This is a genomic window from Aequorivita marina (assembly GCF_031631895.2).
In the GTDB taxonomy this organism is placed as follows: domain Bacteria; phylum Bacteroidota; class Bacteroidia; order Flavobacteriales; family Flavobacteriaceae; genus Aequorivita; species Aequorivita marina.
Genome location: NZ_JAVMBW020000012.1, coordinates 15,214 through 27,798, shown reverse-complemented (window position 1 = coordinate 27,798; position 12,585 = coordinate 15,214). Strand labels below are relative to the sequence as shown.

General features: G+C 39.4%; 11 protein-coding genes. 7 read left to right on the top strand and 4 right to left on the bottom strand.

Going from position 1 to position 12,585, the window contains the following annotated elements:
• Positions 1 to 191: 191 nt before the first annotated feature.
• From QPK98_RS12040 to aspA, 4 genes are all read right to left on the bottom strand, one after another.
• Positions 192 to 935: a succinate dehydrogenase/fumarate reductase iron-sulfur subunit gene (locus QPK98_RS12040; protein ID WP_310993673.1), complete on the bottom strand. Its 744-nt coding sequence runs from the start codon at positions 933 to 935 to the stop codon at positions 192 to 194.
• 148 nt (positions 936 to 1,083) lie between these two features.
• Complete coding sequence (locus QPK98_RS12035; protein WP_310993672.1) at positions 1,084 to 2,994, bottom strand: fumarate reductase/succinate dehydrogenase flavoprotein subunit; 1,911 nt, start codon at positions 2,992 to 2,994, stop codon at positions 1,084 to 1,086.
• A gap of 7 nt (positions 2,995 to 3,001) precedes the next feature.
• A complete protein-coding gene (locus QPK98_RS12030) occupies positions 3,002 to 3,655 on the bottom strand; it encodes a succinate dehydrogenase cytochrome b subunit (protein WP_310993670.1) in 654 nt (217 codons plus the stop codon).
• 34 nt (positions 3,656 to 3,689) lie between these two features.
• Complete coding sequence (gene aspA / locus QPK98_RS12025; protein WP_310993771.1) at positions 3,690 to 5,111, bottom strand: aspartate ammonia-lyase; 1,422 nt, start codon at positions 5,109 to 5,111, stop codon at positions 3,690 to 3,692.
• Between the two features lie 410 nt (positions 5,112 to 5,521).
• Here aspA and QPK98_RS12020 point away from each other — a divergent pair, with 410 nt between their 5' ends.
• From QPK98_RS12020 to QPK98_RS11990, 7 genes are all read left to right on the top strand, one after another.
• Positions 5,522 to 5,923 carry a MarR family winged helix-turn-helix transcriptional regulator gene (locus QPK98_RS12020; RefSeq protein WP_310993770.1) on the top strand — a complete coding sequence of 134 codons (402 nt, stop codon included), beginning with the start codon at positions 5,522 to 5,524 and terminating at the stop codon, positions 5,921 to 5,923.
• Positions 5,924 to 6,028: 105 nt separating this feature from the next.
• Positions 6,029 to 8,437 (top strand): 3-hydroxyacyl-CoA dehydrogenase/enoyl-CoA hydratase family protein, encoded by a 2,409-nt coding sequence (locus tag QPK98_RS12015; protein ID WP_310993669.1) that lies wholly within the window; start codon positions 6,029 to 6,031, stop codon positions 8,435 to 8,437.
• A 150-nt stretch (positions 8,438 to 8,587) separates the two neighbouring features.
• A complete protein-coding gene (locus tag QPK98_RS12010; protein ID WP_310993667.1) occupies positions 8,588 to 8,947 on the top strand; it encodes a four helix bundle protein in 360 nt (119 codons plus the stop codon).
• Between the two features lie 38 nt (positions 8,948 to 8,985).
• A complete protein-coding gene (locus QPK98_RS12005; protein WP_310993665.1) occupies positions 8,986 to 10,176 on the top strand; it encodes an acetyl-CoA C-acyltransferase in 1,191 nt (396 codons plus the stop codon).
• A 54-nt stretch (positions 10,177 to 10,230) separates the two neighbouring features.
• Complete coding sequence (locus QPK98_RS12000) at positions 10,231 to 10,479, top strand: four helix bundle protein (RefSeq protein WP_310993663.1); 249 nt, start codon at positions 10,231 to 10,233, stop codon at positions 10,477 to 10,479.
• Positions 10,464 to 10,601: a four helix bundle protein gene (locus QPK98_RS11995; RefSeq protein WP_310993662.1), complete on the top strand. Its 138-nt coding sequence runs from the start codon at positions 10,464 to 10,466 to the stop codon at positions 10,599 to 10,601. The genes QPK98_RS12000 and QPK98_RS11995 overlap by 16 nt, the downstream gene beginning before the upstream one ends.
• 93 nt (positions 10,602 to 10,694) lie before the next feature.
• The gene (locus QPK98_RS11990) at positions 10,695 to 12,506 is read left to right on the top strand and encodes an acyl-CoA dehydrogenase FadE (protein WP_310993661.1); all 1,812 of its coding nucleotides are present in this window, start codon (positions 10,695 to 10,697) and stop codon (positions 12,504 to 12,506) included.
• The last annotated feature ends 79 nt before the right edge of the window (positions 12,507 to 12,585 follow it).

The following is a 12,585-nucleotide window of genomic DNA, read 5'->3' as shown; positions in this document are numbered from 1 at the left end:
CAACCGTTTTAATCCAAAGCACCAATTAATTTATAATGCAAATATACGGTTGGTTCGGAACTAACCGAACTTAATTTAGCCAATTTGTTGTTAAACTAAATCTTTCATAGATTATGTGAAGACCAATGCTTAAAAATGGTAAAGCTTTTCAGACTTTGAACTTGAAGACTTTGAACGTCGTTGCAATACTTTTAACCAAATAGTTTAGCCTTTACATAACGCGTATTCATTTCGGCGATACTTCGTATTGAAATCGACACAGGACATTCTACTTCGCAGGCTCCCGTGAAAGTACAACTACCAAAGTTTTCCAATTCCATTTGGGCGGTCATATCTAATACGCGGTTATGTGCTTCTGGTTGTCCTTGTGGCAAAGTATTGAGATGGTTTATTTTGGCAGAAGTAAACAACGCTGCCGAAGCATTTTTACATGTAGCCACACAGGCTCCACAACCGATACAAGCCGCCGAGTCCATTGCCACGTCAGAGACTTGCTTAGCAACTGGAATCGAATTGGCTTCGGGTGCCGTACCTGTTTTTGCGGTTATATAAGCTCCCTGTGCTATAATTCGGTCAAAAGCAGAACGATCTACCACAAGGTCTTTTATAATAGGGAACGCACTTGCCCTCCACGGCTCTACTATTATAGTATCGCCATCTTTAAAACTGCGCATATGTAGCTGGCAAGTACTTATATTATCATGTGGTCCATGAGCACGTCCATTAATAAAAACACCGCACTGGCCACAAATACCTTCCCTGCAATCGTATTCAAAGGCAATTACTTTTTCACCTTTTAAAACCAAGGTTTCATTTAAATGATCTAAAGCTTCCAAAAACGACATATCTTCAGAAAGTCCATCTGTTTCATAGGTCTTTAATTCCCCTTTGGTTTCAGTACTTTCCTGTCTCCAAATTTTGAATGTTATTTTCATAAACCAATCATTTTTAATATTCACATATTACACCGAGCTTGTCTGAATACGCATTTGTTAAAGTGTTAACCAAAAAGGCTTCGACTCCCCAAAAGCTACTCAGGCAGACTTCCATGAAGCGTGAATTCCTATTTTATCCGAAAACTTTTTATTTATAGCTTCTCACACTTGGCTGTACGTTTTCAAAGTCTAATTTTTCCTTGTGCAAGACAAAATCACCAGCCTTGTATTCCCAAGCCGAAACATAAGCAAAATCTTCATCGTTGCGCAAGGCTTCTCCTTCCTGGGTTTGGTACTCTTCTCTAAAATGTGCGCCACAAGACTCCTCACGTTGCAACGCATCTATACACATTAACTCAGCTAATTCAATAAAATCGGCCAGACGCAAAGCTTTTTCAAGCTCTGTATTCATTTCATTTTTACCCCCTGTTACCTTCACATCTTTCCAAAATTCTTTCCCTATGGTTTTTATTTGAGAGATTGCACGGTTTAACCCTTCTTTATTACGACTCATTGCACATTCCTGCCACATTACCTTTCCCAATTCACGATGGAAATCGTCAACAGTTCTGCTTCCGTTTATTGCTATTATTTTATCTATTTGTGCTTTTACCTCGCGCTCAACCTTAGCAAATTCTGAGTGCTCTACGCCAGGATGCTTCTCTTTTAATTCCCCTTCAAGGTAATTATTTATAGTATTTGGCAGAATAAAATAGCCATCTATACTAGCTTGTAGCAAGGAGTTTGCGCCTAAGCGATTCGCTCCATGATCGGCATAGTTGCACTCCCCTATTGCATAAAGACCTGGAATAGTTGTCATTAACTCATAATCAACCCAAAGCCCACCCATTGAAAAATGAGCAGCGGGAGAAATCTTCATCGGTTCGGTGTACGCGTTAATCCCCGTAATTTTTTTATACATGGTAAACAGGTTCCCGTAGCGATCTTCTATAACGTGTTTCCCAAGATTTTTAATGGCGTGCTTAAAATCTAAGTAAACAGCATTTTTCAATTGCCCCACTCCATGCCCCGCATCTATACGTTCTTTTGCAGCACGTGAAGCTATATCTCTAGGGGCGAGATTTCCAAAACTGGGATAACGTCGTTCCAGATAATAATCTCTTTCTTCCTCGGGAATCTCATTGGGCTTTCTGGTATCTCCCTTCTTTTTAGGTACCCAAATACGGCCATCATTCCGAAGCGACTCAGACATTAAGGTAAGTTTAGATTGTGAATCGCTAGTTTGAGGAAGCGCCGTAGGGTGGATTTGTGTAAAACTAGGCGCTGCAAAATAGGCTCCTTTTTTATGTGCCTTCCAGATTGCGCTTCCATTACAGCCTATGGCCAAAGTAGATAATCGAAATACTCTAGAGTATCCGCCCGTAGCCAAAACAACAGCATCAGCAGCAAAGCGCTTAATTTCACCCGTGGATAAATTCCTAGTGATAACGCCTTTTGCCTTTCCTCCGATAATAACAAGATCCAATACTTCGTGCCTTGGCAACATCTCAACTTTTTTAGCCCTTACCATTTTATATAGTTGGGAATAGGCAGCCAATAATAACTGTTGTCCAGTTTGTCCTCTTGCATAAAACGTACGTTGCACTTGGACACCACCAAAACTACGATTGGCCAATACCCCACCATATTCTCGGGCAAAAGGAACGCCCTGTTGCACAAAGTGGTCTATTAATGGTGCCGAAAGTTCGGCCAAACGGTAAGTATTGGCTTCGCGCGACCTAAAATCTCCTCCTTTTAATGCATCGTAAAACATACGGTAAACGCTATCGCCATCGTGTTGATAGTTTTTTGCAGCATTGATTCCACCTTGGGCAGCCACTGAATGTGCTCTTCGCGCTGAATCTTGATAACAAAAACACTGCACATCATACCCCAGCTCTGCCAATGTAGCTGCAGCACCAGATCCGGCCAGTCCAGCCCCAACCACAATAACGTTTAGATTCTTTTTATTGGCTGGATTAATTAAACGCGATTCAGCCTGATAACTTTTCCACTTATCTTCCAGCTTACCTTTAGGAACTTTTGAATTTAATTTCATGGTCTTATTATTTGAAGTAAACAATTAGAGGAATAACCCCAAAACCTATACTCATGATGATTGCATAAATAAGCGATATTTTAGCCAATATCCGAAGTCCCTTTTTATGATAAAAACCCAATGACATAAATGCGCTTTTAAGTCCGTGATAAATATGAAACCCCAGAGGAATCATTAAAATACTATAAAAAAGAACATAATAAATATTGTGAAACAGCATAAAAGCAACTTCATAAACGTCTGTATTTCCCGCTACATCGAGACCTACATTTTCACCAATCCCTAATTTGACGCGCGCCCAGAAATTAGCTAAATGCACAACAATAAAGAGCAATATCAAAACTCCTAGAAGCCCCATATTCTGGGAACTCCACGAACTAGTTTTATTTTTTTTATTTAAAATATACTTTCCACCCTTAGATTTTCGGTTTCCATAGGTGATAATTGCAGCATATACCACATGAAAAATAATGGATAGGTATAGCAGGTAGGCCACTATCGTTATCACGGGGCTTTCCCTTAAAGTTGTGGAGTACGAATTATATAGTCCGCGGGCAGTCTCCTCGGGCAGCAGCAACAATGCGTTTGCAGACAAGTGTACAATAAGAAAAATGCAAAGGAACAATCCTGTAGCGGCAACAATACTTTTTCTAAAAAACATACTCATGAGGCTTCACCGTCTTCAAAAAATGATTTTACTTTTTTAAACCTGCACTATAAACCGGATTCATTAGGTTCTCAGGACTTAATATCTTGTCCAATTCCTCTTCAGTCAGTAGCTCTTTTTCAAGAACGAGATCACGAATATTCTTCCCTGTAGCAATAGCCTCCCTACCTATAACATCTCCTTCATGATGCCCAATATACGGCGTTAAAAACGTAATCAAACCAATGGAGCTATACACCATTTCGCGCATTCGTTCCGTATTAGCAGTAATTCCTGAAATACATTTTGTAGCTAGGGTCTCAATGGCGTTGGAAAGCAGTTCTAAAGATTCAAACAAACATTGGGCAATTACAGGCTCGTTCACGTTTAGCTGTAACTGCCCTGCCTCTGCGGCAAACGAGATAGTAGCGTCATTACCAATAATTTTAAAACATACTTGGTTTACAACCTCGGGGATTACCGGATTTACTTTGGCTGGCATTATAGAAGAACCCGCCTGCATTTGCGGAAGGTTGATTTCATTTAACCCACAACGAGGTCCTGAAGAAAGCAGTCTTAAATCGTTACATATTTTTGAAACCTTGATTGAAGTTCTTTTCAAAGCTCCGGAAATCATTACATAGTCTCCACAATCTGAAGAGGCTTCAATAAGGTCTTCTGCTTCTACAAAACTAGCCCTAGTAAACTGTTGCAAATAACCAATGGAAAGCTCGGTAAAACCATCAGGGGCATTCACCCTCGTTCCAATAGCTGTACCCCCAAGATTTACCGGCAGTATCAAGTCTCTGGAATCTTTTAAATTCTTGGTTTCTTCTTTTAAAGTAGTGGACCAGCCCGAAAACTCATCGCCTAAAGACATTGGCACTGCATCCTGAAGTTGGGTTCGGCCCATTTTGACCACTTTCTTAAACTCCGCACTCTTTTTATCCATTTGATTGGTAAGGATATTTATTTTCTCAAGCAGGTGATTGATGTAGTAATAAATAGCAACCCGCAATCCCGTAGGGTAAGCATCATTGGTAGATTGCGATTTGTTTACATGATCGTTTGGGTGCAGAATATCATAACTTCCCTTCGGGTGTCCATTTAAGGTTAAGGCCACATTGGCTATCACTTCGTTGGCATTCATATTTACCGAAGTACCCGCCCCACCTTGAAATACGTCTATTGGAAAATAAGCAACGTACTTTTCTATATCGTTTAATATGGTATCGCAGGCTTCAATAATCATATCGGCCTGTAAGTCAGGAATGGTTCCAATTTCCTTATTGGCGTATGCACAGGCCTTTTTTGTGATTATAATTCCCTTTACAAAAATGGGGTAATCTCCTATTTTCCCATTCGAAATCTGAAAGTTATTTACGGCACGCTGTGTATGTACACCATAAAAAGCAGCATCGTTAATTTCCAGAAACCCCAATAAATCTTCTTCTTTTCTTATACTCAAAATAACATGTTTTAGCTCAACAAGGTACAAAATTTTTAACCTAGAATTATCTAAATTGAATTTCAAAAACGGCTTTTAGAATCATTATAATCTGAGTTGAAATAAAAGTAGGCTTATTCAGTTTTAGAATCCGAAACCTACGGTAAGCTTTGAATCCTGCGTACAAATATTACAACTAATCTACTTAACTATAACTATACAGAATTCACGCTTTACAGCGGTTTAAAACAGAAGTAGTCATCAATTTAGTTAGTCAACAGACTTGACCGCTAACACATTGATTTAAAAAACAATGCAATTTACTATGCATGCATAATATATTTTTTGTATCTTTGGGTTTACATTTTTCAAGAACCTGAATATTGGATAAACCAAAGGAAAAAACCATAGATTATATTTTGCGTTCCACGTGGATGAACGTAACCAAAATGTACAACGAAGAAGCTGGAAAAAAAGGAAGCACCATGGCTACTGGTTTCGCCCTTATCAGCATTGATCCCGAAGAGGGAACTCCCAGTACAGGTCTGGGGCCAAAAATGGGAATGGAAGCTACCAGCCTTTCCAGAACCTTAAAAAGCATGGAAAAAAAAGGGCTGATAGAAAGAAAGCCAAACCCAGAAGATGGGCGTGGCGTTTTGATTCACTTAACCCCTTTTGGAAAGGAAATGCGCGATTTCTCAAAGCGAGTGGTTTTGGGTTTTGATGAAGCCGTTCAAAAAAATGTATCGGTGGAGGAATTACAGACCTTTAGAAAAGTAGCTAAAACAATCAATGAGTTAATCAATTCAAAGAAAATATACAATTCTCAATTATGAATTCACAACTTAGAATTCACAATTGAAACCATAAAAAAATCATTAATTCAGAATTAAGAGTTCGTATTTTCAGAATTCATAATTCGTAATTCATAATTAAAGAGTATGTCAAAAAGAAGAATTAATAAAGTAGCGGTAATCGGTTCCGGAATCATGGGAAGTGGGATAGCCTGCCATTTTGCCAATATTGGTGTGGAAGTGCTATTGCTTGATATTGTTCCGCGCGAACTAAATGATGCCGAAAAGAAAAAAGGACTTACGTTGGAAGATAAAGCCGTGCGTAACCGAATAGTAAATACCGATTTGCAGAAGGCAATCAAAAGTAAGCCTGCCCCACTCTATCATAAAGATTTTGCAAAACGAATTACTACAGGAAACCTAGAAGACGATATTTCTAAAGTAAAAACAGCCGATTGGATTATTGAGGTTGTCGTTGAACGCTTAGATATCAAAAAACAGGTTTTTGAGAACTTAGACAAACATAGAGCACCAGGGACCTTGATTACGTCTAACACTTCGGGTATTCCTATTAAGTTTATGAGCGAAGGTCGTAGCGAAGACTTTCAAAAACACTTCTGCGGAACACACTTTTTTAATCCGCCGCGCTATTTAAAGCTTTTTGAAATTATTCCAGGACCAGAAACTTCAAAAGAAGTTCTTGAATTCTTAAATGGTTATGGCGAAAAGTTCCTCGGAAAAACTTCCGTAGTTGCGAAAGATACCCCTGCATTTATAGGAAACAGAATTGGAATATTCGGCATACAAAGCCTTTTTCACCAAGTAAAAGAAATGGGTCTTACCGTTGAAGAAGTTGATAAACTAACCGGCCCCGTAATTGGAAGGCCAAAATCGGCAACTTTTAGAACCGTGGATGTGGTTGGTTTAGACACCTTAGTGCACGTTGCTAACGGAATTTATGAAAATGCGCCTGAAGACGAAGAGCACGAAATCTTTAAACTTCCTAAGTTCGTTGATACCTTAATGGAAAACGAATGGTTGGGAAGCAAAAGCGGACAAGGATTTTATAAAAAGATAAAAGGCGACGACGGTAAAAGCGAGATTCTTAGTCTTGACCTTGACACGATGGAATACAGAAAGAAGAAAAAAGCTTCTTTTGCTACCTTGGAAAAAACCAAATCGGTTGGTAAAGTAACCGACCGCTTCCCAATACTTATTGCCGGAGAAGACAAGGCTGGCGAATTCTACCGGAAAAACTTCGGTGCGATGTTCGCATACGTCTCAAAGAGAATTCCTGAAATTACAGACGAGCTTTACAAAATTGACGACGCCATGAAAGCCGGTTTTGGCTGGGAACAAGGGCCGTTTGAAATTTGGGATGCCGTTGGCGTTAAAAAAGGAATTGAACTACTAAAAGATTTAGGAAAAGAACCAGCTGCTTGGGTTAATGAAATGCTTGAAGCTGGCGTGGATTCTTTCTATACTATAAAAGAAGGAAACACCTATTATTATGATATCCCTTCCAAGAAACATGTTAAAGTTCCTGGACAGGATGCATTTATAATTTTAGACAACATCCGTAAAACTTCAGAAGTTTTCAGAAATAAGGGCGTTGTTGTTGAAGATCTAGGCGATGGTATTTTAAATGTAGAGTTTATAAGTAAAATGAATACCGTTGGTGGCGATGTTCTTGCCGGAATCAACAAAGCCATTGACATAGCCGAAAAAGACTACGATGGTCTGGTGATTGCAAACAACGGTAAAAACTTCTCCGTTGGTGCAAATATCGGAATGATATTTATGATGGCAGTTGAGCAAGAATACGACGAGTTAAACGCTGCAGTTAAATATTTTCAAGACACTAGCATGCGTCTTCGTTACTCTTCTATTCCTGTAGTAGTTGCGCCTCACGGAATGACATTAGGTGGTGGTTGCGAATTTACGTTACACGCAGACCGAGTAGTGGCAGCAGCAGAAAGCTATATTGGTTTGGTTGAATTTGGCGTTGGGGTTATTCCTGGCGGTGGAGGCTCCAAAGAAATGGCACTTAGAGCAAGCGACACCTTTAAAAAAGACGATGTTGAGCTCAACAGGCTTCAGGAGTATTTCTTGACCATTGGAATGGCTAAGGTATCTACTTCTGCCTACGAAGCTTACGACACTGGAATCCTTCAGAAAGGAAAAGATATTGTAATTGTAAACCAAGACAGACAAATTGCCGCGGCAAAAGCCACTGCAAGGTTTATGGCAGATCAAGGGTACACAAAACCAATTAAAAGAACCGATGTAAAAGTTCTGGGGAAACAAGCTTTAGGAATGTTCTTAGTTGGAACCGACCAAATGCTAGCCGGAAACTACATTAGTGAACACGACAAGAAAATAGCCAACAAACTTGCCTACGTAATGGCAGGAGGCGATTTAAGTGAAGCCAGCTACGTAAGCGAACAATACTTACTGGACCTTGAAAGAGAAGCTTTCTTAAGTTTAACGGGAGAACGAAAAACTTTGGAACGCTTGCAGCATATGATACAGAAAGGAAAACCGCTTAGAAACTAGATTTTAGACGTGAGATGTTAGATGTAAGACGTGAGACAAAGGGAATGATAATAAGTGATTTCAAATAAAAACATAGTTATAAATTTCAGCTTTAGCTGAGTAAAACCTTGATGTCAAACACCTTATATCTAACTATTAAAATCTAATACTATGCACAACTTTCAAGAATTAAAAATTTGGCAAAAATCGATGAACATTACAGAACAGTCCTATAGAATTTCGGCAGAATTTCCTAAAGAAGAAAAGTACGGATTAACTAGCCAAATTAGAAGAAGCGCTGTTTCCATTCCTTCAAATATAGCTGAGGGAGCGGGAAGAAATACCTACGGAGAGTTTAAAAATTTTTTGGGTATTGCCAATTGTTCTTCAAATGAATTGTTCACACAGCTAATTCTATCCCATCGGCTTGAATTAGTTTCAGAGAATATAGTAAAACCTATTTTAAATGAATTAATTGAGATACAGAAAATGAATTATGCTTTGATATTGAAATTTTCAAAGAATATTTAATAAGTCTAATATCTCAAGTCAAAAATCCAAGATCTAATATGAAAACAGCATATATAGTAAAAGCATACAGAACTGCCGTCGGGAAAGCACCACGAGGCGTATTTCGTTTCAATCGTCCTGACGAGCTCGCCGGAGAAACAATTAAATACATATTAAAAGAATTACCGGAACTCGACAAAAAACGAATAGACGACGTTATTGTGGGTAACGCAATGCCCGAAGCAGAACAAGGCCTGAATATGGGCCGATTGATTTCGTTGATGGGGCTAGATATTGTTGATGTTCCCGGGATGACCGTTAACCGATATTGCGCCTCTGGTCTAGAGACAATTTCTATTGCCACGGCAAAAGTACAAAGCGGAATGGCAGATTGTATTATTGCAGGTGGTGCAGAAAGTATGAGTTATATTCCAATGGGAGGTTACAAACCTGTACCAGATTATAAACTGGCTAAAGAAGGAAAGGAAGATTACTATTGGAATATGGGCTTAACCGCCGAGGCAGTAGCTAAAAAATACGAAGTATCTCGTGAAGATCAAGATGAGTTTGCTTACACCAGCCAGATGCGTGCCCTAAAAGCTCAAGACGAAGATCGTTTTCAAGATCAGATTGTTCCTATTGATGTGGAACGAACCTTTGTAAACGATGACGGGAAAAAAGTAACCGAAAAATACACGGTAAACAAGGATGAAGGCCCAAGAAAAGGAACCAATGTGGAAGCTCTTTCAAAACTTCGTCCTGTATTTGCAGAAGGCGGGTCGGTAACAGCTGGAAACTCTTCACAAATGAGTGACGGTGCTGCTTTTGCCGTAATTATGAGTGAAGAAATGGTAAAGGAATTAAACCTGGAGCCCATTGCTAGATTAGTAAGTTTTACAGCCGTTGGCGTTGAACCTAAAATAATGGGTATTGGACCCTTACACGCCATCCCAAAAGCTTTAAAACAAGCCGGATTAAAGCAGGACCAAATGGAACTAATTGAATTAAATGAAGCCTTTGCTTCGCAGTCCTTAGCCGTAATCCGTGGTTTAGGCTTAGATAAAGAGCGCGTAAACGTAAACGGAGGTGCTATTGCCATGGGTCACCCATTAGGATGTACAGGTGCTAAACTTTCGGTACAGCTGTTTGATGAAATGCGCAAACGAGACCTACAAGGCAAATATGGAATGGTAACCATGTGCGTAGGTACCGGACAAGGTGCAGCTGGGGTTTATGAGTTTCTTAAATAATGACGTAGGACGATAAGACGTAAGACTAAAATGTTGAATTATTAAATTAAATATATGGCAGCAAGACATAATTTTAGAAAACTTACTATTTGGAAAGAAGGTATTGAATTAGCCAAAGAAACTTATTCAACAACAAAAATATTTCCAAAATCTGAAACCTACTCTTTAACCAGTCAAATGCAAAGGTCTGCTGTTTCTGTTCCTTCAAATATAGCTGAAGGAACTGCGAAACGAACCGACAAACATTTGCTACAATACTTGGACAATGCTTTGGTTTCGGCCTTCAAATGGAAACCCAGCTAATTATCGCTTTTGAGATTGGTTATATTTCAAAAGAAACTTTTGAACATTTGGAAAGAAAAATCCAATCGATTCAAGGAATGATTACCAGATTTATGAAAAATATCGAAAAGAATATTTCTTAAACAACAATTTAAAAACTAATCAAATTAATAAATAGTGACGACGATGTAAGTCCTACGTCTTATGTCCTACCGTCCTAAGTCAAATTTAAAAACATGAGCACAACAGAAAAAAATAAAAACGATCTCCTCCGCGGTGGACAATTTCTAGTAAAAGAAACAAAAGCCGAAGATGTATTTACTCCGGAAGACTTTTCCGAAGAACAAAAAATGATGCGCGATTCCGTAAAGGAATTTATAGACCGTGAAGTCTGGCCATTAAAAGAACAGTTTGAGCAAAAAGATTATGCGCTAACGGAAGAAATAATGAGAAAAGCAGGCGAAATGGGCTTGCTAGGTACAGCTGTTCCCGAAGCCTATGACGGATTGGGAATGGGCTTTGTAACCACAATGTTGGTTTGCGATTACATTTCGGGTGCAACTGGCTCTGTAGCTACCGCTTTTGGAGCACATACGGGTATTGGAACCATGCCAATTACCCTTTATGGAACCGAAGAACAAAAGAAAAAATACGTGCCTAAACTTGCCACTGGAGAATGGTTTGGGGCTTATGCCCTAACTGAACCTGGTGCGGGAAGTGACGCGAACAGTGGAAAAACAAAAGCCGTACTTTCTGATGATGGTAAGTATTACTCCATTAGCGGACAGAAAATGTGGATCTCTAATTCAGGATTTTGTCATACAATGATTGTTTTTGCACGTATTGAAGACGATAAATACATTACTGGCTTTATAGTTGAAAACGATCCCGAAAACGGAATTTCAATGGGCGAGGAAGAAAAGAAACTCGGTATTCACTCCTCCTCTACCCGTCAGGTTTTCTTTAATGAAACCAAAGTGCCTGTTAAAAATCTATTAGGTGAACGTGGCGAAGGATTTAAAATAGCCATGAATGCCTTAAACATCGGGCGTATAAAACTAGCTGCCGCTAGTCTTGATGCCCAGCGTAGGATAATTTCAAACGCCGTACAATATGCCAACGATCGCGTACAATTTGACGTACCAATTTCCTCTTTTGGCGCAATTAAGCTAAAAATTGCTGAAATGGCTACCAGTGCTTATGTTGGCGAAAGTGCCACCTACCGTGCAGGGAAAGATATTGAAGATAGAATTGCCCTCCGTATAGAAGCCGGAAACGACCATCAAGAAGCCGAATTAAAAGGAGTTGAGGAATACGCAATTGAGTGCTCCATCCTTAAAGTAGCGGTTTCTGAAGATGTTCAAAACTGTAGTGATGAAGGAATCCAGATTTATGGCGGAATGGGCTATAGTGCAGACACCCCTATGGAGTCTGCCTGGAGAGACGCCAGAATTGCTCGTATTTATGAAGGAACCAACGAGATTAACCGCATGTTGGCCGTAGGAATGTTGGTGAAGAAAGCAATGAAAGGCCACGTAGATGTATTGAATCCGGCACAAGCCGTTGCAGATGAGCTAATGGGAATTCCTTCTTTTGACACCCCTGACTATTCCGAATTGCTTTCGGAAGAAAAAGCAATGATTGCAAAGCTTAAAAAGGTTTTCTTAATGGTTGCAGGTAGCGCAGTTCAAAAATACGGCACCGAACTGGAAGAACACCAACAAACGCTTTTAGCTGCCGCAGATATCTTGATTGAAATCTATATGGCCGAAAGTGCAATTTTACGAACTGAAAAGAACGTAAAACGATCTGGTGAAGAAACCCAAAAAGAGCAAATTGCAATGTCGCAGTTGTACCTATATCACGCCGTAGATACTATTACTGTAAAGGCAAAAGAATCTATTCTGTCCTTTTCTGAAGGAGACGAGCAACGTGCCATGTTGATGGGGCTTAAGCGTTTTACAAAATATCAGAATATGCCTAATATTGCAGAGCTAAGACGAATTATCTCCCACAAAGTTATTGCGGAGAACAATTATCCGTTTTAATACGTTATAAGGTTTGTAGAGCCTTCACTATTTAAATTTAAAAGACCTAACAGATTTTGAAAACCTATTAGGTCTTTTT

Excerpts from the sequence above, each read along its gene's own strand:
- QPK98_RS12040 (WP_310993673.1), bottom strand. The coding sequence starts at position 935 with ATGAAAATAACATTCAAAATTTGGAGACAGGAAAGTACTGAAACCAAA.
- QPK98_RS12035 (WP_310993672.1), bottom strand. The coding sequence starts at position 2,994 with ATGAAATTAAATTCAAAAGTTCCTAAAGGTAAGCTGGAAGATAAGTGG.
- QPK98_RS12030 (WP_310993670.1), bottom strand. The coding sequence starts at position 3,655 with ATGTTTTTTAGAAAAAGTATTGTTGCCGCTACAGGATTGTTCCTTTGC.
- QPK98_RS12020 (WP_310993770.1), top strand. The coding sequence starts at position 5,522 with ATGAACGTAACCAAAATGTACAACGAAGAAGCTGGAAAAAAAGGAAGC.
- QPK98_RS12015 (WP_310993669.1), top strand. The coding sequence starts at position 6,029 with ATGTCAAAAAGAAGAATTAATAAAGTAGCGGTAATCGGTTCCGGAATC.
- QPK98_RS12010 (WP_310993667.1), top strand. The coding sequence starts at position 8,588 with ATGCACAACTTTCAAGAATTAAAAATTTGGCAAAAATCGATGAACATT.
- QPK98_RS12005 (WP_310993665.1), top strand. The coding sequence starts at position 8,986 with ATGAAAACAGCATATATAGTAAAAGCATACAGAACTGCCGTCGGGAAA.
- QPK98_RS12000 (WP_310993663.1), top strand. The coding sequence starts at position 10,231 with ATGGCAGCAAGACATAATTTTAGAAAACTTACTATTTGGAAAGAAGGT.
- QPK98_RS11995 (WP_310993662.1), top strand. The coding sequence starts at position 10,464 with ATGGAAACCCAGCTAATTATCGCTTTTGAGATTGGTTATATTTCAAAA.
- QPK98_RS11990 (WP_310993661.1), top strand. The coding sequence starts at position 10,695 with ATGAGCACAACAGAAAAAAATAAAAACGATCTCCTCCGCGGTGGACAA.